The sequence below is a fragment of the Pseudoalteromonas sp. LC2018020214 genome (assembly GCF_016598755.1).
In the GTDB taxonomy this organism is placed as follows: Bacteria; Pseudomonadota; Gammaproteobacteria; order Enterobacterales; family Alteromonadaceae; genus Pseudoalteromonas; species Pseudoalteromonas distincta.
In genome coordinates this window covers 2,438,491-2,463,561 of record NZ_CP066804.1, presented here as the reverse complement: position 1 = coordinate 2,463,561, position 25,071 = coordinate 2,438,491, and the positions used below count along the sequence as shown (strand labels likewise).

Below are 25,071 nucleotides of genomic sequence, written 5' to 3'. Positions count from 1 at the left end.
AAAAGAAGTTAGAATGACGAAAAAATTGCTGCCACTATCTGTTTCAAAGCTCGCACCGAGTATTTCTACTAATCACGTACATACGTGTATGAGCAATCCATACCCCGAGCAACTAACATTTATAGGCCAACAACGCGCCCAAAGTGCCTTAGATTTCTCTTTAGGGATGGAACTACCTGGTTACAACGTTTATGTAATGGGCGAGGCTGCCCATGGGCGCTTTACGCTTGTTAAAGATAAACTTAAGCAACATGCAAAAGACCGCCCAACCCCAAACGAATGGTTATACGTAAATAATTACGATGACCACAGAGAGCCTATCGCATTGTTTATGCATGCAGGGCAAAGTAAGCAACTTAGTGACGACATAGATTCATTTTTAGATGAAGTACTCGACACATTTCCTGCTGCATTTGATAACCCAGGATACCAACGCAAAAAAAAATCAATCGACCGTGAATTTAACGATGCCTACGACAGCGCTATTACCGCAGTAGAAATTGCGGCATTTGAGCAAAGTGTTGCATTAGTCGAAGAAAAAAATTCAGTTGGGTTTGCACCGCTAGTAGATGGTAAACAATTAAGCGACAGCGAATTTGGCGAACTTGAAGAAACGTTACGCGAAGAGTTTTTTGAAAAAATTGAAAAGCTAGAAGATGCATTAATAGAAGCGTTAATTGAGCTGCCACGCTGGAAGCGCGAATCAAAAGAAAAACAGCGTAATCTTAAAAAGTCGACTGCAGAGCAGGCCACAAAACCGCTTTTAAAAGACTTAGAACATAAATATGCAACTCATATTGGTGTACTGCGTTATTTAAAAGATATACGCGTTGAAATTATAGACGCGGTACTTGAATGGCTCGATGACGAAGACGAAAGCGAAGAAAGCAAAGAAGACTTTGATCGTAAAGGCATGCTTACCGACTTTTTTGCACCTAATATTTTAGTTGAGTTTAAAGAAGACGATGCAGCACCCGTGGTGTACGAGCCCAATCCAACATTTGGTAATATATTTGGTAAAATTGAGTATTCCACATCGCAAGGGTCTTTAATTACCAGTTATCGCTCTATTCAGCCGGGCGCATTGCACCGTGCTAATGGCGGTTATTTAATTATGGATGCTGAAAAGGTAATGGCTAACCCTCAAGTGTGGGATGGTTTAAAACTTTCGCTTAAAACGCATCAAATTAAAAACGACTTACCGTATCAAGATAGCTCAGTAGGCAGTAGTTTTACACTTCGCCCGCAGCTTATACCGCTTGACGTGAAAATTATTTTATTAGGCTCGCGCGAACTGTATTACACCATAGGTGAATACGATGAAGAGTTTGCAGAGTTATTTAGAGTATTAGCTGACTTTGATTACTACTTACCAAGTAGCGATAAATTACAGTACCAATTTATAACTAAAGTTACCGAGTACTGCGAGCAAACATTAAAGTGCACTACCACGCAAGCTGCTATGGTGCGTTTACTTAAGTTTAGCTACCGCCAAGCAGAGCATCACAATAAGCTTTCTGCGCGTTTTGCTGATGTACTTGAATTAGTTGCAGAGGCAAGTTACTACGCAAAACAGGATAAATTAACTGTTATAGATGCGCATCATATTGATGAAGCCATTGAAGGTAAGCAATACCGTACCGGCCAAATTAGTGAAAACATGCTAAGCGATATAAAAGAAGGTCACACACTTATTGCAACCGACGGCCAAGCCATTGGTAAAGTAAATGGCTTAACCGTATTACACATTGGCGATACTTCTTTTGGTACCCCTGCGCGTATTACGGCAACGGTTTATGCTGGCGCCGATGGCGTAATAGATGTTGAACGTGAAGCCGAGCTTGGTAAAGCAATTCACTCAAAAGGGGTAATGCTACTTACCGGTTATTTAGGTAATAAATACGCGCAGCACTTTAGCTTAACGCTTAGCGCTAATATAGCTATTGAGCAAAGCTACGGTTATATAGATGGCGATAGTGCATCTTTGGCAGAGTTGTGTGCGCTTATTTCGTCTATTACAAGCCTACCTATTAGCCAATCAATTGCACTGACAGGCTCTATTAACCAACATGGTGATGTACAGGCTATTGGTGGCGTAAACGAAAAAATAGAAGGCTTTTTCAAACTGTGTAAAATGCGTGGCTTAACAGGTTCGCAAGGCGTTATCATTCCTAAATCAAACCAAGTTAACTTAGTGCTTGATGACGAAATACTTAATGCGGTTGAAGCGGGTAAATTTAATATTTACGCAGTTGAAACCGTAGACCAAGCGCTTAACCTGTTAATGGATATAGAAGCTGGCGATATTATTGATGACCAGTATCCAGAAAACTCAGTAAACGGAATTGCGCTTGCTCGCCTTAAAGAAATTGCCGACATAGTAAATGGCGATAACGATAACGATGACGAAAAAGACGAAGAACTAGATAACGAAAAAGGTTAATAATGATCAATATAATTTTGGCGGTGGTTATCGCCATTTTTTGTTTTTTAATATTTCAAAATAGTAAAAAAGCAAAACAACAAGCAGGCATAAATGCACAAATAGGGGCAGATTACTTAGCCGCTAACGCAAAAGTAGAAGGTGTAGTAGAAACAGCCTCTGGCTTGCAGTACAAAATACTGCATAAAGGTGAGAGTGAAAACACACCAAGCCCAACAAGTATGGTTAACGTGCATTACCACGGCACACTAATCGACGGCACGGTGTTTGACAGCTCAGTAGAGCGTAAAACACCGATTAGCTTTGGCTTGCACCAAGTGATTAAAGGCTGGACTGAGGGCTTACAACTGATGAGCCCAGGCGATAAATACACCTTTTATGTACCGCACCAATTAGCGTACGGCGAAAAACGTGTAGGGAGTATTCCTCCTGCCTCAGTACTTATTTTTGAAGTAGAGCTACTGGCAATTGAGTCTTAGTGATTAAATAACAAGGAAGTAAATTATGAATAAAGATGAATTACTTAAAATAGCCAAAGGTGATATTAACTTTACCTTTCAATCTATTATTTATGCATTAGCGCTGTGCTTACTCGTTGCAGCTGTTTTTTTACTAGAGATGAGCGTTAACCTACAAATGGGTTTAATAGTTTGTATTATCGGTGTGTTTGGAATGACTATTTATAATAATTTAAATACTCGTCTAAATGCAGCCCTTGCTCTTATTGCGCTCTCACAAGATAACCAAAGCACTAAGTAAGCAACGAGTTAGTTTAATAAATTGGTATAAGCCCTACTTTACTAAAGTGGGGTTTTTTGCTTTTAGCTAACAATAAAATTTACTCAAGGATTTTAATACGAGGTCGATACCCATAATAGTTACAAAGCTATTTTAGGGATAAAATAATGAAGATTTTAGCGGCTTCCATTCCATACCAAGTACACAGCTCAAATACTCAACCTTTAGCGCAATCAGATAAACTAACTGTTGAAAAAGCGAGTGAAGAAAAGAGCGAGGAAGAGAATGAGGAAGAGCCAAAATATGTGTTATCAAAGTTTTTAGATACCAAAGCCGAAGAGTATAGTGAAGATAACGCTACGTTTGGCAATCAATATAAAAACCTAGAAAAAGTATACAAGCACTTCACTGGGCGAGTTATTGCGCTGCAAGAACAAATTAACAAACTTAAACAAAGCCCCGTACAACGTAGTTTAACTATAAACACTTCTGTAAGTGAGCTAAATAAAAGTGATGCGAGTTTAACTTTAGATGCAGAGCACCTAGGTGCAAAAAAATATAAAAACACACAACAGCAAGAACAAATAGATATGTTAGAGCTGCAACTCGGGGAGTTAAAATCAGAGCAAGCGGCAATAAAGCAACAAATGGTTGAACTGGTTATTAGTGAACTAAAGAGGCGGGGCGACGACTATACTATTTAGCGCGACCAACATGTTGGTGGGTTAGCTTTTAAACTCAATTTTACCCACTTCAAGCTTAAACTTACCTTCTTGCTTACCTGCAATCATAAAGCCTAGCTGTTTTATATCATCAAAATCAATAATCGGTTGTTGCTCAAGCACGCGGCCGCGATACGTTAAAGTAAAATCACTCGGAGCAAAGTTGATATCTACCCATTCATTTTTTACTGTTTTAAATGAGTGAGTGTACGCTGCGCCATCAAGGTAATTAGTTGTTCTGAGCCTGAGCTGATAGATTTGTCCATCGCCTTTAACACGCAGCGCTATAGCTTTAGTTTTTTGGATTTGTGTATTTAGCTCTGTACGTATTGATGCAAAACCGCCGTTATTATCAAGCGAAACATTGCCTGTAAAAAGCAAACTTTCTTGAGTTTGTGTTACTTGGCTATTAGATACACCGCCCATTACTGAGTCGTTAATAACGTACCAGCGCTGGTTTGCATTCGCGTGTGCACTTACAACTAATAAATTAAATACAAAAAGTGAGGATAGTTGTTTGGTGATCATGGCTTACTCCTAATTACTTTAAGCTTATCAATACGGATAAACATATTATTTGTTCACTTATTTAAAGTTAATTATTTTTACGGCTCCATTTTTTCATGATTTTTTCAAACATAATTTCTTTATCAGTTTTATCCTCAGGACAGGGTTTACCGCTACCTTGAGGCATGCCATTACTACCAAATACGGTTGAAGTATCAATTAAATAGCATTTACCGTTAAATTTTTCTAATCGTCGTGTGCCAGTTGTATTTTGGCTAATAACTTCTGAATTATCAGATTTTACTGGCGTTTTAATTGTGGGCTTATTGTTTATCTCATCATTTTCAGAGTTTTTATCTTCACCAAAGGAGACCATTTTTTTATGAGTCATATTATTTACAGGAGTGCCAAATAGCGGCGCGTATGGATTTAGCTTTTTAAATGTTTGAGAGGCTTTTGTTATAGACTCTGAAGGCGCGGCTACCAAGGGGGCTACAGGTTTTACAGGGTCTTTTTTAAGCTCTGTTTGTGCCTTTGGTAACGTGATGGTTTTGGCTTGCGTTTTTTTAGTCACCTTTACTTTGGCTTTTGTAGAATCTTTTTTTATAGGTGTAGTGTTAGAGGCCGCTGAATTTGGTGCATCAGTTTTAGTGTTTACAGGTTTTATATCAGGCGCATTGGTTGTTGTAACAACTGAGCTTGGCTTAGGTAGGCTTGCTAAATTAACCGTAACATAGGCCTGTATTATTGCGTTTTTTTCCTCCTTTGGCGGCGCAACTTTAATAGATTGCGAAAACAAAAAGTACAACACAATAGCGTGTATACACAACGAGATAACCCAGGGCCATGCATTCCCTTTATTCACATCAAACCCTCAACTTAATAGTGCTGTTAAGAGTCAATAAAATACATTTAGTTCACCTAAAGTTAATGTGTTTTACTTTGTGGCTTTATTGCAGATACAACAAAACTATTTTGCAGTTTTTGTTGTTTTTGCATGTGCTTGGTTACGTTATTATGAGCGCAATCAAACTTAGGAGGCATTATGACATTACTTTTTGAACCAATAGAACTTGCAGGTAAAACATTAAAAAACCGTATTGTTATGCCCCCAATGACTCGCTCGCGTTCAACGCAGCCTGGCGATATAGCTAACGACTTAATGGCAATATATTACGCACAGCGCGCAAGTGCCGGGCTAATTGTAAGCGAAGGCACACAAATTAGTGAGCTTGGTAAAGGTTACGCTTGGACTCCGGGTATTTATTCAAATGAGCAAGTTGCAGGCTGGAGTAAAGTAACAAGCGCAGTACATAGCGCTGGTGGCATTATGTTTGCTCAGCTTTGGCATGTTGGCCGTGTAACTCATAGTGACAACACCGGTGGCGTGCAGCCTATTTCAGCCTCGGCCATTGCTGCAAAAGACGTAAAAGTATTTGTAGATACAAACGGCGCACCGGGGTTTGTAGACACCCAACTCCCACGCGAAATGAGCAAACAAGATATTACGCATGTCATAGGCGAATTTCGCCAAGCAGCTAAAAATGCAGTTAATGCAGGGTTTGATGGCATAGAGCTTCATGCTGCAAATGGTTACCTCATTAATCAATTTTTAGACTCAGAGTCAAATGCTCGCACCGATGAATATGGCGGCAGTGTGCAAAACCGAATACGCTTTTTAATTGAAGTGGTAAATGCTGTTAGCGACGAAATTGGTAGCAGTAAAGTAGGCGTAAGACTTGCCCCGTTAACAACTCTTAATGGCACAGTAGACGAAAACCCTGAAGAAACTTACTTAGCGGTTTCTGAGGCATTAAATAAAGCCGGTGTAGGTTACATGCATATAGCCGAAGCCGATTGGGATGACGCACCTTTAATGAGTGTTGAATTTAAAAAATCGATTCGCAAAGCCTACAGCGGTGTATTAATTTACGCAGGCAAGTACACAAAAGAGCGCGCAGACAAAGCACTTAGCGAAGGCTGGGCTGACATGATTGGCTTTGGTCGCCCATTTGTATCAAACCCAGACTTACCAGCACGCTTAAAGCAAGGCAAGCCTCTTAACAGCCACAACCCCGACACTTTGTTTGGTGGTGCAGAGCAAGGCTATACCGATTATCCAACGGTATAATTGCTAGTAAGTAATTAACATTGAGTAAAAACATGAAGGGCTGCATTTTATGCAGCCCTTTTTTGTGCACTGATTCTATTAGCTTTATCTTGAGCAAAAAATAAAAAACGCGTAAGTTAAACGGGTTACCTATTTTAATAACAAGAAAACAAATGAAAGCCAAAGAGATAGAACAATTAGAATTATCAAATTCTGAAACCCGAGAAGTTGTTACCCCCTACGCCTTTAAAATTGACAGTGCTTTACTGGGCTTGCCTTTAGCTACGCCAATTCGGCGTGCACTAGCGATTATTATTGATGTTGCGCTGATATTTTTAGCGGCCAAGCTTAGCGCTGCTCTAATAGCATTTGTCGCGGCTATGGCCTTTTATAAAGGCACTGCACAGCAATACCTTCCAAAAATGTCGAATGTGTGGCGAAGAATCTTAAAAATAACGGCAGCAAGTATTTTATTTGTAAGCGCACTTACTGTGCTTTCAATTGGCATTGATTACCTAGAAGACGATAACACTGATCAAGGTTTAGCTGTTCAGGGCGTAAAAATACAAGATGAAATACAGCTTACCGCTACAGAAAAACAACAGGTAAATACTTATTTAGCGCAAACAGCCGATGAAAGCTGTGAGCAACCTTGCCAACAAAACGCGTTTGATAATTTAATTGGGCAAGTTCCCAAATTAGCTGAAATGGACGACCTACAAAGCCCACAACTTGCTACCGTACTTTTACAGCTATTGGTGCTCAGTGAAAATAACGAAATAAAGCCTGTACAGTTAATAGAAGAAAAACCTGCACAAACAAACACAAATAGTATTTTGCAGTGGAGCAAAGGCATTATTCAAGACTTAGGTTTAGGGTTTGGCTGGGCTGCTGTTTACTTTACGTTGTTCTCGCTGCTTTGGCGCGGCCAAACACCGGGTAAAAAGGTATGTAATATCCGTGTGGTTGCCTTAAGCGGCGAGCCATTAGGTTTATTAGATTGTTTTGGTCGCTACGGCGGCTACGGCGCAGGCTTTGCCACAGGCTTGTTAGGGTTTTTACAAATATATTGGGACCCAAACAGGCAAGCCATTCAAGATAAAATATCAGCGACTGTGGTTATTAAAGGTAACTTGAATCAAGTTGTAAATGTGGAAACGGTAGAAGAGACTGTAAAAAGTTAAGTTTGCTCTTATTAATTACAAGGATGGTTATGAAAGCTTTATTAATGGCGTTTAGTTATCTGTATTTTATTACAGCTTCGTATGCGTCAGAAAATATTGTGTTAGCAAAAAAACATCAGCTTAAGTCTCTTATTTTAGGTGAGCAGCGCAGTTGTAGTGTTTATTTACCGCCAAGCTACAAGCAAAACCTCGAACGAGTATATCCTGTTATTTACCTGCTTGATGGCGACCCAACCCATTTAAAAGCCTTAGCGGGGCTTGTTGAAGCACTCAGTACTGAGCGGCTAGAAAAACAAATTCAACAAGCAATTATTGTCGCTGTTCCAAACAGTAAAAATGCGATAAGAGAGCGCGACTTTACCCCTACCAATGTCGATTGGACTTTTAACGGCAAGCTACTCGAAAAATTTGAAAATATTGGCAATGCCGCAAACTACACCGCTTTCTTTGAAAAAGAACTTATTCCCTTCATTAATAAAAATTACCGTACATCAAATAAGCGGGTATTAATTGGGGAATCTTTCGGCGGCTTGTTCGCAAGCTATGTTTTACTTACAAATCACTCTTTATTTACTGATTACTTAATTATTGATGCAACCTACCTTTGGGATAATAATTATCTCAATCGTTATTTTGACGAACAACAACTTATAAATAAGCAGCTTAAAGGCAATGTATATTTTACTTTTGCTAATAATGCAGCTTTTGGTGAAATTGGAGAGGCTAATTATAAATGGGGCTTAGAGCTTGCTAAAAAACTAAAAGCGCACCCGAGTAATAGTTTATATATAAATCAACGTTACTTTGAAGAAGAAACTCATGGCACGGTGGCAGCGCTTAGTTGGTACTATGGTTTAAAAAGCTTATTAAAAAATAAGTTTTAATTTATATACTAGGTTAGTGAAAGGAGTGATTTTGGGTATATTGTTAACGAAATTTACTAGTGAAAAATTAAAAGGGAATTAAATGAGTAATAATTTTAATGAGGCTATAAAGGGCTTTTTTTGGGGGATAGGGTTTGTAATAGCAACACTCGGTGGTATCAGTGTGTACGCGCTAACAATAGCCGCAGAGGTTGATAGTGGCTTTAAAGAGCAGGTATCAAATAAAGCATTGGAGGGCACTGACGACTTAAATAGTGATTATAAACTTACCCTTTCTGATATTTTTAAAGAAAATGGGCGAGTAAGAATAACTGCCGAGTTAAAAAATATCACCAATGAAAGCATATATGCAGGTGGTGTTATAGCATCTACATTCGATAAAAACGGAAAGTTTGTTGGTAATTGTTTAGGTAAAGGCGATGACATTTTTATAGAACCAAATAAAAGTAGCTATATTGATATTCATTGTAATCTACTGAGGCCACAGGTGAGTAGAGTGCACTCAGCAAAGCTAAAGTTTAAGTGGCTTGGTTTTTAAGTTATAAAGGATAAGACAGGCTTTATGAAGCTCATTGAAGTAGGTTCTTTGTGGTATTTATTGAAAAATAATGATGATTATTATATTCAACAACTTAGCGGTTCTATGCATACTGAAACAGCTGCAACTTATAAACTACTAGATGAAGAGGTCAATAATTATCTAAAGCTTGGTAATGAAGCGCTATCTAAAACGATAATTCACTTTAATAATATCGGTAATTACAGTTGTTTATCAGCAGAGCGTCGAGCGAGTTTAGAAACAATTAGTAAGATACAAACAATTATTAAAATGTTCCTTGATAAATAGGTGCTCGGTGAATAGTGATAATAAAGAAATTTTAAAATGTGTAAAAGTAACATCGAATCCCTTTTCATCAAATAGGGACTCATCTTTGAATTTAACTATAAGTGCAATTGATATGGCTCTTCAAAAGTATTCAAATGACCAGATTACACAAGTTTTAAATAAACACCTTTTTTAAATAGCTGTCCACCGACAGCTATTAATTTTAATTCACTTTCTCAACCTAACCCCAAACCCAACAACACCCATCAACAACACAAACCCCCACACAAACATGTTTCCGTATTGGCTGTACACGCTGTCGCCTTTTATAAGCTTAATATTGGCTTTCAATGTTGTAGCTTCAAACTGAGGCATGGTTTGTTGAGTGTGGCTTATAGGGTCGTATACGGCGCTTACACCATTGTTTGTAACACGAACTAGAGGGCGTTGTAGTTCGAGCGCGCGCATACGGGCTATTTGCATGTGTTGCAAAGGCCCAATGGAGTCGCCAAACCAGGCATCGTTACTTACAGTAAAGAGTAGGTCAGAGTCGCTTTTGTAATTACCGCGTACTAAGTCGGCAAAAACAATTTCGTAGCAAATAGCAGGGAGTAAGTTATAGCCATTGGCGCGTAAGTTGTTTTGCACTTTGTCGCCACGGGTAAACGATGACATAGGCAAATCGAATAATGGGGCAATAGGGCGCAAAAAGTCTTGAAACGGTACAAATTCGCCAATAGGTAGTAGCTGGTGTTTTTGATAGCGGTTTTTATCAAGGTAATGGTAATGCCCATGCTCGTCGCCGCGTTCTTTATTACCGACCACAATAAGTGTGTTAAATATATTTTTGGTGTCTCGCTGGTAGTCAACAATACCGGTTACAAGGGCGGTTTGATTAAACGAGGCGGCACTGTCTAAATTGGCTAGGTAGGAATCGGCAAGCATTTCTATTTCAGGCACTGCTGCTTCTGGCCATACTATTAAGTCGGCATCCCAATGTGGACGTGTCATGTCTTGGTATTTGCTCATTGTGGTCCAAAACTCACTTGGCTCAAAGCGCAGGTGTTGCTGTATGTTGCCTTGTACGAGCAATACTGACATGTTTTTATCTGTGTAATGAATGTTGCCTGTGGTATTTGCGCCTGTAAAAATAAGCGCAACAGCTGTCGCAGTAACCGCCGGGGTTTTAAAATCTTTTTGGGTAAGTCTATATAGTGCAAAGCCAATAGCCACACACGTTAGTGTTAAGCCAAACTCGCCAATATAAGGGGCAAGCAGCCTTAAAGGTCCGTCGGTTTGTGTGTAGCCAAAACTTAACCACGGGAAACCGGTAAGTACGGTGCCACGTAAATACTCACTAATTGCAAAGCAGGCAATTAGTAATGCGCCAAAGCTTTTAGGGCCACTGGCAAAGCGTGTAGTTGCCCAAAAGGCAAGTGCGGGAAATAATGCTAAGTATGAGCACAAAAAAGCCATTAACGAGAGCGACGCTATAAGCGGCATACCGCCAAAGGTGGCAATAGAAACATGTACCCAGCTTATACCTGCACCAAACCAGCCTAGGCCAAATATAAAGCCATATTTAGCGGCGGTTTTTGCGTGTGCTTTACCGGTACTATTGGGATTAATGCAAAAAATTATGGCGCCAAGACTAATAAATACGATGGGCCAAATTTCAAAAGGGGCATAGCCAAAAGTTAAAACAAGGCCCGCAACGAGTGCGAGCCATGCTTTTTTATCTTTTGCTAATAGGGTAAGTCTAGTTAGCAGTTTCTTCACTGTCGTTATCATCAGCCTTAGGAACGGTGACTTGCAGTTGCAAAATACGACGATTGTCGGCGTTGGTTACTTTAAATTGGTAACCTTCTATGTCAATCGTTTCACCACGGCTTGGCATATGGCCAAATGCGTGCAGTACAGTTCCGCCAATAGTATCGGCTTCGTCTGTGCTGTAGCCTGTTTTAAAATGCTCGTTAAAGTCATCTACAGGTGTGAGTGCTTGCACTACATGGACATGTTTAGCAAGTTGACGAATATCTTGATGTTCTTCTTCTTCGTCGTGCTCATCTTCGATTTCGCCAACAATTATTTCAAGAATATCTTCAATCGTTACTAAGCCAGATACGCCGCCGTATTCGTCAATAACAACAGCCATATGGTAGCGTTGCTGACGGAATTCGTTTAGCAATGTATCAACACGTTTGCTTTCAGGTACTACCATTGCTGGGCGTAAATAATCGCGTATTGATGGTAAATGCTCGTCTTTATTTAAGATCAGTGGCAATAAATCTTTAGCGAGTAAAAAACCTTCTACATGATCTTTGTCTTCAATCACCACTGGAAAACGTGAGTGAGTTGAGTCAACCATCATTGGAATTAGTTCTTCAAGCGGGCTGTCGATCTCAAGAGTGATCATTTGTGAGCGCGGAACCATTATGTCTCGCACTTTAAGCTCAGACACGCCAAGCACACCTTCTATCATCTCTTTTGTTTCTGGATCGATTACGTCTCGTTCTTGCGCATCGGCAATAACTTCGACCAGCTCTTCTCTATTCTGGGGTTCCCCTTGCAACATTTGGGCTATTCTGCCCAACCACGTTTTGCCAGAAGAACCCTGGCTAGATTGCGAGTTACCGTCGCTCATTGCGTCTAATTGCTCCGTTAATTTAAATATCGTCCCGGTATGGGTCTGCTATGTTTAGCTCTGCAAGTAATTGCTTTTCGATGCTTTCCATCTCTAAAGCATCGTCACTCTTTATATGGTCAAATCCAAGCAAATGCAAGCATCCGTGAATAACCATGTGAGCAAAGTGGTCATGAAATGACTTCTCTTGCTCAATTGCTTCAGCTAATACAATGGCTGGGCAAATAATTAAATCACCAACCAAAGGAATATCTATTCCTGGTGGTGCTTCAAATTCGAACGACAGTACGTTGGTCGGTTTATTTTTACCGCGATAGTCGTTATTAAGTTGTTGCGATTGCGCTTCGTCGCTAATAACGATACTGAGTTCGGACTCGTCACGGTATTGGCTAAGGGCTTTGTCGGCCCATAGTGCAAATTGTTCTTCGCTTGGGAGGTTGTCAAACTCACAGGCTATTTGTAAATCAAGTTCGGTTGTCAAAGTATTACTCTTTAGTAGTAGGCTGTTGAAGAGCAGCGAGTGCGTCTTTTGCATTTTGCTTTTCAATGCGCTTAAGTCGCTCGCTTTCGTCGTTACGCTCGTAGGCTTCAACTATGCGTGCTACAACAGGGTGGCGTACTACGTCGTGGGCTTTGAAGTAGTTAAAGCTAATTTCGTTTACGCCATCAAGTACTTCAATTGCATGGCGAAGGCCTGAGCGTGTGCCACGAGGTAAATCGACCTGTGTAATATCGCCTGTAATCACCGCTTTTGAGTTAAACCCTATACGGGTTAAAAACATTTTCATTTGCTCGGCGGTGGTATTTTGGCTTTCATCTAAAATAATAAAGGCATCGTTTAAAGTACGTCCGCGCATGTAAGCAAGCGGTGCGACTTCGATGATATTTTTTTCGATGAGCTTTTCTACTTTTTCAAAACCTAGCATTTCAAAAAGAGCATCGTAAAGAGGGCGCAGGTATGGGTCTATTTTTTGACTTAAATCGCCAGGTAAAAAGCCAAGCTTTTCGCCAGCTTCTACAGCAGGGCGCGTTAGTAATATACGGCGTATTTCTTGGCGCTCAAGAGCGTCGACGGCGGCTGCAACTGCAAGGTAAGTTTTACCAGTACCTGCAGGGCCAATACCAAAGGTAATGTCGTGGTTTAAAATATTAGCCACATAAACACCTTGGTTGTCGTTACGTGGTTTAATAACACCACGGCGGGTTTTAATAACCATTTCTTTGCCATAAGCGCTGCTGGATGCATCTTGCTCTAAGGCTTTTGATTCGGTAATAGCTAAATGAACGGCGTCGGGTTCTATTTCGCCTAAAACACCACGAACTGGCTGAGTATCAACATAAAGGTTTTTTAAGATTTCTACAGCGCCGGCGCAGTTGTGTAGTTTACCGGTTACTTTAAAAAAGTTGTCACGGTGAATTATTTCAACAGCCAGGTGGCGTTCAATTTGTTTGATGTTTTCGTCAAACGGGCCACATAAAGAAGAAAGGCGTTTGTTATCGGCAGGTTCTAAATAAATCTCTAATGTTTTTAACTGATTACTCAAAATTGCTTCCTATAGTACTGCGCCAGCGTTAACTGGCGCTAATTGTGTGACTAAGGAACGAAAGTAGCTACGCCAATTTCGTTAACAGTGTCTGGTTTTGGCTCTGCAGCTGCAGCTTTAGTTAAAATAGCTGAAGGAGCGACTTCACGTCGTAAGTTCATTTCTGATTCTGTACGAATTAAGTCACCACGTAAAGAGTTAGGTAGTGCTTCGGTAATACGTACATCAACAAACTGTCCGATCACTGTGTGCGGGCCAACAAAGTTTACTACACGGTTGTTTTCTGTACGGCCGCGTAATTCCATAGGGTTCTTCTTAGAAGGACCTTCAACAAGTATACGTTGCTCTGTATCGAACATTTGACGACTAATTTGCTGCGCCATTTGTGTAATACGGTTTTGTAGTAAGTATAAGCGTTCTTTTTTCTCTTGCTCTGTTACGTCATCTGGCAAATCTGCCGCTGGCGTACCTGGGCGTGCGCTGTAAATAAAGCTAAAGCTCATATCAAAACCTATGTCGCTAATAAGCTTCATGGTTGCTTCAAAGTCTTCTTTGCTTTCGCCTGGGAAACCAATAATGAAATCTGATGACATGCTTAAGTTAGGACGAATTTTACGTAACTTACGAATTGTCGATTTGTATTCAATTGCCGTATGACCACGTTTCATTAGGTTTAATATACGGTCTGAACCACTTTGTACTGGTAAATGTAAGTGATCTACAAGCTCTGGTACATCGGCGTAAACGTCGATTATATCTGGGGTAAATTCTACCGGGTGCGATGTGGTGTAACGAATACGGTCAATACCATCAATAGCTGCAATAAGACGAATTAAATCAGAGAAGTAACAAATTTCGCCATCGTGCGTATCGCCGCGGTATGCGTTTACGTTTTGACCTAAAAGATTTACTTCACGTACGCCTTGCTCTGCAAGTTGTGCAACTTCAAGTAGTACGTCATCTACTGGGCGACTAACTTCTTCACCGCGAGTATAAGGTACAACACAAAAAGTACAGTACTTAGAACAGCCTTCCATAATTGATACGAAAGCAGATGGGCCATCTGCTTTTGGCTCTGGCAGGCGGTCAAATTTTTCAATCTCTGGGAATGAAATATCAACAACCGATGAGCCTTTGTCGCCTTGCACTTGTTTAATCATTTCTGGTAAACGGTGTAGCGTTTGCGGACCAAAAATAACATCTACAAATGGTGCACGTTGGCGAATAGAGTCACCTTCTTGTGAGGCAACACAACCACCTACACCAATGATTAAATCTGGCTTGTCGTCTTTTAATAACTTCCAGCGACCTAATTGGTGAAATACTTTTTCTTGTGCTTTTTCACGAATTGAACAGGTGTTAAGTAAGATTACGTCGGCATCTGTTGCATCTTCAGTTAGCTGGTAGCCGTTGGTGGCATCTAAAAGTTCAGCCATTTTCTGAGAGTCGTATTCGTTCATCTGACAACCCCAGGTTTTAATATGCAGCTTTTTGCTCATTGAAATATAGCCTCGTGTTCAATTCGATAGTGGCACAAAAATGTGCTTGAAACAGGATTAAGGAGCAAGCATGCTCACTCAAAGGAGGCGTATTTTAGCTGGATACCCGTCCAGATCCAAGTATAGTTTTCATGTTTGTGATCTCAAATCAATACGAGGCGAGTTTAATCAGCTGTTAGGGATATCCTCTGGTATAAAACAAATTAATTTTGATACAATCAAAACAGACTCAAGTAATAATAAAATGATGAAAAACATGACTAAAAATAATGTGATAGTAGTTGGTGGTGGCATGGTTGGCGCGGCTATGGCGATAAAGCTTGCTCAACAGGGCTTTGGCGTACGCATAATCGAAAAACACCTAATAGATCCATCACAGATTCTTAGTAGTGATAAGGTTGATATTAGAGTGTCGGCTATTAATCGTTTTTCAGAAAATTTACTTGATGAATTAGGAGCAATGCCGCTTTTAAGGCAAAACCGCATAGCGCCTTATCAACAATTAGAGGCATTTGAGCGCGGTGGTGATAATTTATTGTTTGACTGCGCCGATATAAACACCACGCATTTAGGCCACTTAATTGAAAATAGTTTAATTCAAGCAAGTTTATGGCAGCAATTTGATCATTATAAGATTGAGGTTATTGAGCAAGCCACACCTATTACTAAAATAGAGCAAACGGATGATTTAATTACGCTTGTGTATGGAGCTAAAACCTATACCGCTGATTTAGTGATTGCAGCCGATGGCGGACAATCGCAGCTGCGTGCTAAAGCTAATATAGGAATTACCGGCTGGCAGTATCAGCAGCATTGCATGGGGGTATTAATTAAACTCGATGCGCCGCAACAAATAAAAACATGGCAGCAGTTTACGCCAAGTGGGCCACTCGCATTTTTGCCAATGCAGGCACCATACGCTAATTTAATTTGGTACGACGATGCAAATACACTGCAAGCATTTAAAGGGCTAAACCCAGCTGAGCTAAAAATGCACATACTTAATAAATTTCCTGAACTTGCTGGAGACTTTGAAGTACAGACTCATGCAATATTTCCGCTTACTCGCCAACATGCTAACAACTATTCACAAGGGCGCTTAGTTTTAGTCGGTGACGCTGCACATACAATAAATCCCCTTGCAGGGCAGGGCGTTAATTTAGGTTTTCAGGACGTAGTGGCACTTGCTGAGGTTTTATACAAAGCAGGAGATATAGGTTGCCCACTAAAACTTAAAGAATACGAGCGAGCTCGCCGTAAAGCTAATTTATTAATGATGAGCATGATGGATGCCTGTTACTTTGGCTTTTCTAACCAAGTTGCGCCACTTAAATGGGCACGTAGCCAGTTTTTAAAAATGGCTAATAATACAGGCCCTATAAAAAACTGGGTTTTAAAATACGCAATTAGCGGTGATTTAGGCTAAATTTAAAGTAGAGATTAAAAAGGCTCATTTATGAGCCTTTTTTTATGTCTGTTTTTTAAGTGAACAAATAGTGACCCAGTTATATTAAATAAAATTTTAATTTGACTAGGGTTATATCACTAAACCGCAATTTAATAATTTTAAAGAGCCTATGTGTGGATAATTTTTTTTCAGTAATAATTATTTTAGGTGCGCTACTGCTAGTTGCTAGCTTAAAAACAACCTTTAAAGTTTGTAAAAAAACATCGCAAAGAGCGTGGAGTGTACTGTTATGCGCTATTGTCTGTTTTATTTTAGGGTATTGGTGGATACTTTATTACTTTTCAAATTACGATACGGCACCAATAATAAGAAATGCAGTTGCCACAATATTATTTGGTGGTGCAGGGTTTGTTTTCTTAGTTGTCAAACTGAGTTTAAAAAGCATCCTTAAAATAGAGCAAGCAACGCAGTATCAAAAATATCAAACTGAGCACGATAACTTAACAACCTTACCCAACCGCAATAACTTTTTTAAATCCTTGAGTAAACAAGTCGATTACCCTTCTTCATTTGCATTATTTTATATTGATTTAAATAATTTTAAACAAATTAATGATGCGTTTGGTCATCAATGTGGTGATCAGCTACTGGCTGCTTTTGCTAATAAGTTAAGCAAAGAGCTATGTGGCATTGCTAAGTTATATCGAATAGGCGGGGATGAGTTTGCGTTTTTACTGAATACCGATACTGATGAAAGCATGGCTCACTGTGTAAATATTATAAACTCAGCCGTCAAAGCTCCGTTTTGTACGCATGAGCAAATGGTTAAAATACAATTAAGCATAGGCGTAAGCCGTTTTCCTGATGATAGCCGATTACCCGACCAGTTACTAAAAAAAGCCAACTTGGCACTGCATGAAGCAAAAAAGACATTTCAACCTTTAGTAAATTACTCATCTGAAATAGGTAAACGAGCAGAGGACTTTTTTGATTTATCAGTCAAAATTAAAGCCGCGTTACACAAAGGGGAGTTCGAGCTTTATTTACAACCAATAATGGACTCCAAAGATATTCAATTGCATGGCTTAGAAGCGCTGATCCGATGGCCGCAAGCTGATGGTAGCTTTATTAGCCCTGAAAAGTTTATAAGTGTAGCTGAGCGTACAGGGCTCATTTTTGTTTTATCGAAATGGGTTGTACAAGAAGCAGTTAACCATATTAGAAAACTTAAACTCTTTGGGTTCACCGGTACTATTCATGTCAACTTATCAACAAAAGATATTGAAAGCAGCGAGTTTTACGAATTTATAATTAGCTTACTTACTACTGACCCGACTTTAAGTGATTCACTAATATTTGAAATTACAGAAGGGGCAATGATGACAAACATACCCGCAGCAAGAAAAATGATGCAGCAGTTAAGTATGCGTGGATTTAAATTTAGTGTTGATGATTTTGGTACGGGGTTTTCGTCACTGTCGTTATTAAGGGAGTTGCCCATAAACCAGATAAAAATAGATCAATCGTTTATCAAAGATATGCTCATTAATCCGCCTGATTACGCTATTGTAGAATCTACGTTGTTTTTGGCGAGCCGATTAAATTGCGATGTAGTAGCTGAAGGAATAGAAACCAAAGAAGTAGAGCAAGCGCTATTGAGTATGAACTGTGATTATTTACAAGGGTATTTATATAGCAAACCAATAAATATAGACGAATTTATAAATGTATATTTAAGTACAGAAAAAGTAAGCTGAATTTAATGAATATTGAGAAGTTTTAGAGAAGGAAGTCAAATTGGCTGGGATACCAGGATTTGAACCTGGGAATGCCAGGATCAAAACCTGGTGCCTTACCGCTTGGCGATATCCCAACTATAAATTTGATATTAATTTTAGTTCTTAGTAAGAACATGGTGCGGAAGGAGAGACTTGAACTCTCACATCCTAAGATACTGGAACCTAAATCCAGCGCGTCTACCAATTCCGCCACTCCCGCATCACTAATGTGCTCATTTAACCTCTAAGCTAGAGTAATTCTTTTATTCAACTTTCCTTGGTAGAAGAAGTTGGCTGGGATACCAGGATTTGAACCTGGGAATGCCAGGATCAAAACCTGGTGCCTTACCGCTTGGCGATATCCCAACAAAGAATTCTTTTATAATTTTAGTTCTTATCAGAACATGGTGCGGAAGGAGAGACTTGAACTCTCACATCCTAAGATACTGGAACCTAAATCCAGCGCGTCTACCAATTCCGCCACTCCCGCATCACTAATTTGCTCATTTAAACTCTAAGCAAGAGTTATTCTTTTAATCAACTTTCCTTGGTAGAAGAAGTTGGCTGGGATACCAGGATTTGAACCTGGGAATGCCAGGATCAAAACCTGGTGCCTTACCGCTTGGCGATATCCCAACAAAGAATTAATTGATATTTTTAGTTCGTATCAAGAACATGGTGCGGAAAGAGAGACTTGAACTCTCACAACCGAAGTTACTGGAACCTAAATCCAGCGCGTCTACCAATTCCGCCACTCCCGCATCGTTTGTGTTATAAAACACAGGTAGTTATTTTAGACTCTTTATTGAGTGCAATTTAACTCTTGCAGAGCCACTTCTAAAAAAGAAATGGTGGCTAAGACGGGATTTGAACCTGTGACCCCATCATTATGAGTGATGTGCTCTAACCAGCTGAGCTACTTAGCCATTGTTGGCTGGGATACCAGGATTTGAACCTGGGAATGCCAGGATCAAAACCTGGTGCCTTACCGCTTGGCGATATCCCAACAATAACAATTGATAGTTTTAATTCTTATCAAGAATTATGGTGCGGAAGGAGAGACTTGAACTCTCACATCCTAAGATACTGGAACCTAAATCCAGCGCGTCTACCAATTCCGCCACTCCCGCACACAAGGTAGTTATTTTAAACTCTTCATTGAGCAACAAAAAAATATGGTGGCTAAGACGGGATTTGAACCTGTGACCCCATCATTATGAGTGATGTGCTCTAACCAGCTGAGCTACTTAGCCATCTTTTTTGTTAGCACTTCATCGCTGAGTGCGGGGCGTATTATGCTGATATGACCCAAATTCGTCAACACCTTTTTTGCAAAAAAACACTTAACTGTGTTTGTTTGCAGGAAAATTAAGCTAAGCGGCTAAATTTTAATAAAAATGATGATTTTTTGAGTGCAATTCACATACAAAATTTGTCGCTAAATAAAAAAAAGCAAAAACCAATAGTTTGAAGCTGTTTGATTATTCAACAAATTATTACGCTCTGGTTAAATCTTAACATTAATTTGTTTAAGAGGTACTTATTATTGAGGTTTGATCTTCTGCTTAGGGTGTATTTTTAGATTAAACGTAGGCATTTAGGTTGGGGCTATATCAATTTTATAAGTTTATAACGTTGGAGGTACAAAAAAGGCTCGTAAAAACGAGCCTTTAAAATTATTACCAATACTAATTTGGTTTCATTTAACTTATACGTTGAACAAGAAGTTCATTACATCGCCGTCTTTAACAATGTACTCTTTACCTTCTTGACGCATCTTACCTGCTTCTTTTGCGCCGCTTTCACCTTTAAAGGCAACAAAGTCGTCAAAAGCAATCGTTTGCGCACGAATAAAGCCACGCTCGAAGTCGGTATGGATTTTACCCGCTGCTTGTGGCGCTGTTGCACCTACAGGGATTGTCCATGCACGCACTTCTTTAACACCCGCAGTGAAATAAGTTTGTAATTGTAGTAATTCATAACCACCACGAATAACAAGATTAAGGCCGGGCTCTTCTAAGCCAAGATCAGCCATAAACTCAAGCTTGTCTTCGTCATCTAATTCTGAAAGCTCAGATTCGATAGCAGCACATACAGGAACGACAATCGCATCTTCTGCTGCAGCAATAGCGCGTACACGGTCAAGGTATGGATTATTTTCAAAACCATCTTCAGCAACGTTTGCAATATACATAGTTGGTTTAATAGTTAAGAAGTTGATAGAGCTGATTGCTGCTTTTTCTTCTTTAGTTAATGCTAAAGCGCGTAAAGTTAAGCCTTCATCAAGATGCACTTTTACTTTTTCAAGTACGGCATTTTGCTCTTTGGCGTCTTTATCACCACCTTTTGCTTTTTTTGCGTTACGGAAAAGGGCTTTTTCAGCGCTATCCATATCAGCAAGTACTAACTCTGTGTTGATTACGTCAATATCGTCAGCAGGGTCAATAGTGCCTGCTACGTGAATGATGTTTTCATCTTCAAAACAGCGAACTACGTGGCCAATTGCATCGGTTTCACGAATGTTAGCTAAAAACTGGTTACCAAGGCCTTCACCTTTAGATGCGCCCTTTACCAAGCCAGCAATGTCTACAAATTCCATACTAGTGGTAAGAACTCGTTGAGGATTAACAATTTTAGCAAGTTCGTCTAGACGAGGATCTGGCACAGGTACCACACCTGTATTAGGCTCAATGGTACAAAAAGGAAAGTTAGCGGCTTCAATACCCGCTTTAGTTAGTGCATTGAAAAGCGTTGATTTACCTACGTTAGGCAAGCCAACGATGCCACATTTAAAACCCATAGTAAGATACCTTGTTTAGAATTCGTTTAAACGGTGTACTTGGACCCAAGTTACTAGGGTTTAAACGAATGTAGTCTGTTTTGTGCTTTTAACACACCATCTTTTGCAAGTATTTCCATGCAACGAACTGCTTCATCAACAGCAGCATCCATTTTTTCTTGGTCTTCTTTGGCCGCTTTTCCAAGCACCCAACCAGTTACCATTTCACGATGCCCCGGATGACCTACACCAATGCGCAAGCGCATAAAGTCTTTTTGATTTGCCATTTTTGCAATAATGTCTTTTAAACCATTATGACCGCCATGCCCGCCACCTTTTTTTAATTTGGCAACGCCTGGGTCTAAATCCAATTCGTCATGGGCAACTAAAATGTCCTCGACAGGGATTTTGAAAAAATTAGCTAAACTACTGACCGCTTTACCACTTAAATTCATGTAAGTAGTGGGGATCAATAATTTGAATTCTTGGCCTTGAATGATCACTTTGCCTGTAAGGCCGTGATATTTAGGATCGTGTTTTAGAGTGCAGTTATAGCGTGCAGCGATTTGCTCGATGAACCAAGCACCTGCATTGTGGCGTGTGTTTGCGTATTCGGGGCCTGGATTAGCCAGGCCCACAAGCATTTGAATAGAATTCAAGGTTGCGAGACCTTAAATATTATTCTGCTGCTGCAGCGTCGTCTTCAACTGGAGCTGCTTTGTTTGCTTTGATAGTCAGGATAGACTGATCATGGCCTTCGCCTTTAGCTAAATCTACAGAGCTAACGCCTTTAGGGAAAGTTAGGTCAGAGATATGAACTGAATCGCCAACAACAAACTTAGAAACATCTACTTCAATGAATTCTGGAAGTGCTTTTGGAAGACACGTAATTTCAACTTCAGTTAACTGGTGAACAACAGTTGCGCCAGCTTTAGTTACAATCTCTTCACCGATGAAGTGTAGAGGAACTTTAGTTTGAAATTTATGAGTAGCATCTACACGTTGGAAATCAAGGTGAGTAAGCTTAGGCTTGAATGGGTGACGTTGGATATCTTTTAAGATTACTTCAACAGCTTCGCCATCAACGTTAAGCGTAAGGATATGCGTGTAGAAACCTTCGTCTTCTTGAGCTTTGATCATATCTTTATGAGCAAAAGTAAGAGATAAAGCTTCTTTATCAGCTCCGTAAAGGATTGCAGGAACTTTGTCTTCGCGACGTAGGCGGCGGCTCGCACCAGTACCAGTTTCTACGCGAAGTTCAGCGTTATACGTATAAGTTTTGTTAGACATGATGTCTCCAGTTATTTAAATGTGTAGGGCCTTTGCGACCAAGGTCCCTAGCCAAAAGGCGCGCTATCATACCACCACGCCCAGATAAAATAAACATCGCTTACAAAAAAAGCGCCAAAAGGCGCTTTTATATTCAGGAATGTTTAATTTTAGTGTTCAAACATCGCTGAGATAGATTCTTCGTTACTAATACGACGAATAGTCTCTGCTAACATGTCAGCAAGCGTAAGTACCTTAACTTTATCAAGGGCTTTAAGCTCATCAGATAGCGGAATTGAGTCAGTTACAATTACTTCATCAATCATTGAGTCACGTAAGTTTTCGGCTGCTTTACCTGAAAGGATAGGGTGCGTTGCGTATGCAAATACACGCTTAGCGCCATGTTCTTTAAGTGCTTCTGCGGCTTTGCACAATGTACCACCGGTATCAATCATATCATCTACGATAATACAATCACGACCTTCAACGTCACCAATAATGTGCATTACTTGAGAAACATTTGCTTGAGGGCGACGTTTATCAATGATTGCTAAATCGGTATCGTTTAGTAGTTTTGCAATTGCACGAGCACGTACAACACCACCAATATCTGGAGATACAACAACGACGTCTTCAAAGTCGCGTTCTTTCATATCTTCAAGTAATACAGGGCTGCCAAATACGTTATCTACAGGTACATCAAAGAAGCCTTGGATTTGTTCAGCGTGTAAATCAACCGTAAGAACACGGTCAACACCAACACTTGATAAGAAATCTGCAACAACTTTAGCGGTAATTGGAACACGAGCAGAACGTACACGACGGTCTTGGCGCGCATAACCAAAATAAGGAATGACGGCAGTAATACGACCTGCAGATGCACGACGTAGAGCATCAACCATAACGATAAGTTCCATCAGGTTATCGTTTGTAGGGGCACAGGTTGATTGCAAGATAAAAACGTCCGAGCCACGAACATTTTCATTTATTTGAACACTGATCTCACCGTCGCTAAAACGGCCAACAACAGCATCGCCTAATTCAATATATAAACGTTTTGCAACTTTTTGAGCTAACTCAGGTGTTGCGTTACCAGCGAAGAGCTTCATGTCAGGCACGGTAGGGTTCCTCAGGCACTGAATATTTGGACTAACGGGCAATGATAAATATCACTGCGGGTTAACTTATGATTACTTGTACGTTACTTCATTGATCGAATATGGCGGTTAACTCCGTATGAGCAGGTGAGACATTTGCGCTTGAAGCCACAAAACCCTGCCAAGTATGGGGGAGATTTTCAAGTACATCTTGTGCTTGAACTTGGCTAGCAAATTCGACAAAACAACATGAACCTGTTCCGGTCATCTTCGACGGGGCGTATTTTAGCAACCACTGGAGGGTTTTTTCAACCTCGGGGCAAAGCTTTTTAACTAAAGGCTCACAATCGTTGGTCAAAGTATGGTGTTTCCAGTCGCCTATTATTTTTGGTGTGTCGCGTTTTAAATCTGGATGTGTAAATATTTTTGCGGTACTTACATGTTGGTTAGGGTGTACAACGCAGTACCATTTTTGTTCAAGTGTTACGCGGTGTAGTTTTTCACCAATACCGTGCGCTATGGCGCTTTGACCTTGTATGAACACTGGAACATCTGCCCCTAACTTGAGCCCTAATTGTGCTAGTGTTTCTAAACTTAGTGCCAATTTCCATAACTTATTTAGGGCTAATAAAGTACTCGCTGCGTCAGATGAACCTCCTCCAACACCGCCCCCCATCGGCAAGCGCTTAATTAAATTTATTTTTACACCCAAAGAGGTTTTACAGTGTGTTTGTAATAATAAAGCCGCTTTATAGATAAGATTATCATTTAGAGGGATGTCTTTAGTATCACCACCGACAGAAATACTCCCATCTGTTGTTAACTCAAAATGCAGCTCATCACCAAAATTTAAAAAAGTAAATAAGGTTTCAAGTTCATGATAGCCATCTTCTCGGCGAGCATTAATGTGTAAAAATAAATTGAGTTTTGCCGGAGCAATAAGTGAAAAAGAGGTTTTGTTATTCATACTTATTTAAACTGCCAATCGTATAGTTGAATTTTAATTTTTATTTGTTGGTGCTTTAACGTCAGTTTAGTAGGTAACCAGTAACCTGCGTTTTGTACATAAGTGCCATAATCTATTTGCCATTTTTTGCCTGTATTATCAAACCATAATACTTGCTTTGCACGCCCAAGCTCATCAACAATTAAACTTTCATCGTCAATAGTGCCTTTAAGCCAGTTATCGGCATTATCAACCGGTAGTGTAAAACCCGTTAATCGTTTTAAAAGCTCTGCAGCGTTAGTATCAAAGTATTGTTCACCGTCAAACTCTAATTCAGCACCGTTAGCTGTTTGTTTAAGCGACAAAATACGAGTACCAATAAAAGTAGTCAGTATTAAATTATTGGAATTTGTTGTTTGCTGCCAATTTAAGTTTGCAGATTGACGCTCTTCAGGGCTAATAAATGCTAGTTTACCTTCTACTTGCCAAGTTTTTTGAGCAGCTAAACGTGGTTTCCAATCATCATAAAGTGTTGTTTTTGTATCAATTTGATGAGCACAGCCACCTAAAAACAAAAAAAACATGAATAAAATCAAATATTGTCGAATCAAATGTTGTTCCTTACTTTCCATATTCCGCTGATTTTTGGTAAAATTACCGCCTTTGAAGTAGGGCTCAGCAATATTTGGCAAA

The 25,071-nt window shown here is 39.9% G+C and carries 24 protein-coding genes and 10 tRNA genes; 11 read left to right on the top strand and 23 right to left on the bottom strand.

The window, feature by feature from the left end; genetic code table 11:
- The first annotated feature begins 13 nt into the window (after positions 1 to 13).
- The 4 genes from JG479_RS10905 (at position 14) to JG479_RS10890 (ending at position 3,885) form a co-directional block, all read left to right on the top strand.
- Positions 14 to 2,443 carry a Lon protease family protein gene (locus JG479_RS10905; RefSeq protein WP_234047851.1) on the top strand — a complete coding sequence of 810 codons (2,430 nt, stop codon included), beginning with the start codon at positions 14 to 16 and terminating at the stop codon, positions 2,441 to 2,443.
- Positions 2,444 to 2,445: 2 nt separating this feature from the next.
- A complete protein-coding gene (locus JG479_RS10900) occupies positions 2,446 to 2,922 on the top strand; it encodes an FKBP-type peptidyl-prolyl cis-trans isomerase (protein WP_200219278.1) in 477 nt (158 codons plus the stop codon).
- A 25-nt stretch (positions 2,923 to 2,947) separates the two neighbouring features.
- Positions 2,948 to 3,202, top strand: a complete 255-nt coding sequence (locus tag JG479_RS10895; RefSeq protein WP_002958531.1) for a hypothetical protein — start codon at positions 2,948 to 2,950, stop codon at positions 3,200 to 3,202.
- Between the two features lie 146 nt (positions 3,203 to 3,348).
- Complete coding sequence (locus JG479_RS10890) at positions 3,349 to 3,885, top strand: hypothetical protein (protein ID WP_039489328.1); 537 nt, start codon at positions 3,349 to 3,351, stop codon at positions 3,883 to 3,885.
- Positions 3,886 to 3,906: 21 nt separating this feature from the next.
- On the opposite strand, the gene JG479_RS10885 is transcribed toward JG479_RS10890, so the two are convergent.
- Both JG479_RS10885 and JG479_RS10880 read right to left on the bottom strand, forming a co-directional pair.
- On the bottom strand, positions 3,907 to 4,431 hold the full coding sequence (locus tag JG479_RS10885) for a CIA30 family protein (RefSeq protein ID WP_200219276.1): 525 nt from the start codon (positions 4,429 to 4,431) through the stop codon (positions 3,907 to 3,909).
- A gap of 67 nt (positions 4,432 to 4,498) precedes the next feature.
- A complete protein-coding gene (locus tag JG479_RS10880; RefSeq protein WP_200219274.1) occupies positions 4,499 to 5,275 on the bottom strand; it encodes a hypothetical protein in 777 nt (258 codons plus the stop codon).
- Between the two features lie 180 nt (positions 5,276 to 5,455).
- Here JG479_RS10880 and JG479_RS10875 point away from each other — a divergent pair, with 180 nt between their 5' ends.
- The 5 genes from JG479_RS10875 (at position 5,456) to JG479_RS10855 (ending at position 9,435) form a co-directional block, all read left to right on the top strand.
- Complete coding sequence (locus tag JG479_RS10875; RefSeq protein ID WP_200219270.1) at positions 5,456 to 6,541, top strand: alkene reductase; 1,086 nt, start codon at positions 5,456 to 5,458, stop codon at positions 6,539 to 6,541.
- Between the two features lie 152 nt (positions 6,542 to 6,693).
- Positions 6,694 to 7,704 carry an RDD family protein gene (locus JG479_RS10870; protein WP_200219268.1) on the top strand — a complete coding sequence of 337 codons (1,011 nt, stop codon included), beginning with the start codon at positions 6,694 to 6,696 and terminating at the stop codon, positions 7,702 to 7,704.
- Positions 7,705 to 7,733: 29 nt separating this feature from the next.
- On the top strand, positions 7,734 to 8,588 hold the full coding sequence (locus tag JG479_RS10865) for an alpha/beta hydrolase (RefSeq protein WP_193226067.1): 855 nt from the start codon (positions 7,734 to 7,736) through the stop codon (positions 8,586 to 8,588).
- An 82-nt stretch (positions 8,589 to 8,670) separates the two neighbouring features.
- A complete protein-coding gene (locus tag JG479_RS10860; RefSeq protein WP_193226066.1) occupies positions 8,671 to 9,126 on the top strand; it encodes an ATPase in 456 nt (151 codons plus the stop codon).
- Between the two features lie 24 nt (positions 9,127 to 9,150).
- Positions 9,151 to 9,435, top strand: coding sequence for a hypothetical protein (locus JG479_RS10855; RefSeq protein ID WP_182673867.1), 285 nt, complete (start codon positions 9,151 to 9,153; stop codon positions 9,433 to 9,435).
- 207 nt (positions 9,436 to 9,642) lie between these two features.
- Here the strand turns inward: JG479_RS10855 and lnt are convergent, their stop codons facing one another.
- The 5 genes from lnt to miaB are packed head-to-tail and all read right to left on the bottom strand — an operon-like array spanning position 9,643 to position 15,101.
- The gene (lnt, locus tag JG479_RS10850) at positions 9,643 to 11,193 is read right to left on the bottom strand and encodes an apolipoprotein N-acyltransferase (protein ID WP_193226065.1); all 1,551 of its coding nucleotides are present in this window, start codon (positions 11,191 to 11,193) and stop codon (positions 9,643 to 9,645) included.
- Positions 11,174 to 12,058 carry a CNNM family magnesium/cobalt transport protein CorC gene (corC, locus tag JG479_RS10845; RefSeq protein WP_002958541.1) on the bottom strand — a complete coding sequence of 295 codons (885 nt, stop codon included), beginning with the start codon at positions 12,056 to 12,058 and terminating at the stop codon, positions 11,174 to 11,176. Before corC ends, lnt begins: the two co-directional genes overlap by 20 nt.
- Before the next feature lie 22 nt (positions 12,059 to 12,080).
- Positions 12,081 to 12,539: an rRNA maturation RNase YbeY gene (gene ybeY, locus JG479_RS10840; protein ID WP_002958542.1), complete on the bottom strand. Its 459-nt coding sequence runs from the start codon at positions 12,537 to 12,539 to the stop codon at positions 12,081 to 12,083.
- A gap of 4 nt (positions 12,540 to 12,543) precedes the next feature.
- Positions 12,544 to 13,602, bottom strand: coding sequence for a PhoH family protein (locus tag JG479_RS10835; protein WP_002958543.1), 1,059 nt, complete (start codon positions 13,600 to 13,602; stop codon positions 12,544 to 12,546).
- A gap of 50 nt (positions 13,603 to 13,652) precedes the next feature.
- Complete coding sequence (gene miaB, locus JG479_RS10830) at positions 13,653 to 15,101, bottom strand: tRNA (N6-isopentenyl adenosine(37)-C2)-methylthiotransferase MiaB (RefSeq protein WP_002958544.1); 1,449 nt, start codon at positions 15,099 to 15,101, stop codon at positions 13,653 to 13,655.
- A 256-nt stretch (positions 15,102 to 15,357) separates the two neighbouring features.
- On the opposite strand from miaB, the gene JG479_RS10825 reads away from it, so the two are divergent.
- Both JG479_RS10825 and JG479_RS10820 read left to right on the top strand, forming a co-directional pair.
- Entirely contained in the window at positions 15,358 to 16,527 is a 1,170-nt protein-coding gene (locus tag JG479_RS10825) for an FAD-dependent monooxygenase (protein WP_234047850.1), read from the top strand.
- Positions 16,528 to 16,682: 155 nt separating this feature from the next.
- Positions 16,683 to 18,266, top strand: a complete 1,584-nt coding sequence (locus tag JG479_RS10820; RefSeq protein ID WP_200219264.1) for a putative bifunctional diguanylate cyclase/phosphodiesterase — start codon at positions 16,683 to 16,685, stop codon at positions 18,264 to 18,266.
- Positions 18,267 to 18,307: 41 nt separating this feature from the next.
- Here the strand turns inward: JG479_RS10820 and JG479_RS10815 are convergent.
- The 16 genes from JG479_RS10815 to lolB form a co-directional block, all read right to left on the bottom strand.
- Positions 18,308 to 18,382: transfer RNA gene (locus JG479_RS10815), tRNA-Gln, on the bottom strand.
- 40 nt (positions 18,383 to 18,422) lie between these two features.
- Positions 18,423 to 18,507: transfer RNA gene (locus tag JG479_RS10810), tRNA-Leu, on the bottom strand.
- 71 nt (positions 18,508 to 18,578) lie between these two features.
- Positions 18,579 to 18,653, bottom strand: a tRNA-Gln gene (locus JG479_RS10805).
- A gap of 39 nt (positions 18,654 to 18,692) precedes the next feature.
- A tRNA-Leu gene (locus JG479_RS10800) sits at positions 18,693 to 18,777 on the bottom strand.
- 71 nt (positions 18,778 to 18,848) lie between these two features.
- A tRNA-Gln gene (locus JG479_RS10795) sits at positions 18,849 to 18,923 on the bottom strand.
- A gap of 40 nt (positions 18,924 to 18,963) precedes the next feature.
- Positions 18,964 to 19,048 (bottom strand) — tRNA-Leu (locus JG479_RS10790).
- A gap of 88 nt (positions 19,049 to 19,136) precedes the next feature.
- A tRNA-Met gene (locus JG479_RS10785) sits at positions 19,137 to 19,213 on the bottom strand.
- Positions 19,214 to 19,218: 5 nt separating this feature from the next.
- Positions 19,219 to 19,293 (bottom strand) — tRNA-Gln (locus JG479_RS10780).
- A gap of 39 nt (positions 19,294 to 19,332) precedes the next feature.
- Positions 19,333 to 19,417: transfer RNA gene (locus JG479_RS10775), tRNA-Leu, on the bottom strand.
- Between the two features lie 46 nt (positions 19,418 to 19,463).
- Positions 19,464 to 19,540: transfer RNA gene (locus JG479_RS10770), tRNA-Met, on the bottom strand.
- 455 nt (positions 19,541 to 19,995) lie between these two features.
- Positions 19,996 to 21,087: a redox-regulated ATPase YchF gene (gene ychF, locus JG479_RS10765; protein ID WP_002958547.1), complete on the bottom strand. Its 1,092-nt coding sequence runs from the start codon at positions 21,085 to 21,087 to the stop codon at positions 19,996 to 19,998.
- A 53-nt stretch (positions 21,088 to 21,140) separates the two neighbouring features.
- Complete coding sequence (pth, locus tag JG479_RS10760) at positions 21,141 to 21,725, bottom strand: aminoacyl-tRNA hydrolase (RefSeq protein WP_002958548.1); 585 nt, start codon at positions 21,723 to 21,725, stop codon at positions 21,141 to 21,143.
- A gap of 19 nt (positions 21,726 to 21,744) precedes the next feature.
- Positions 21,745 to 22,356, bottom strand: coding sequence for a 50S ribosomal protein L25/general stress protein Ctc (locus tag JG479_RS10755; RefSeq protein ID WP_002958549.1), 612 nt, complete (start codon positions 22,354 to 22,356; stop codon positions 21,745 to 21,747).
- Between the two features lie 149 nt (positions 22,357 to 22,505).
- Positions 22,506 to 23,453 (bottom strand): ribose-phosphate pyrophosphokinase, encoded by a 948-nt coding sequence (locus JG479_RS10750; RefSeq protein WP_002958550.1) that lies wholly within the window; start codon positions 23,451 to 23,453, stop codon positions 22,506 to 22,508.
- 88 nt (positions 23,454 to 23,541) lie between these two features.
- Positions 23,542 to 24,399 (bottom strand): 4-(cytidine 5'-diphospho)-2-C-methyl-D-erythritol kinase, encoded by an 858-nt coding sequence (gene ispE, locus JG479_RS10745; RefSeq protein ID WP_200219262.1) that lies wholly within the window; start codon positions 24,397 to 24,399, stop codon positions 23,542 to 23,544.
- Positions 24,400 to 24,401: 2 nt separating this feature from the next.
- Entirely contained in the window at positions 24,402 to 24,989 is a 588-nt protein-coding gene (gene lolB, locus JG479_RS10740) for a lipoprotein insertase outer membrane protein LolB (protein ID WP_033020640.1), read from the bottom strand.
- Between the last annotated feature and the right edge of the window lie 82 nt (positions 24,990 to 25,071).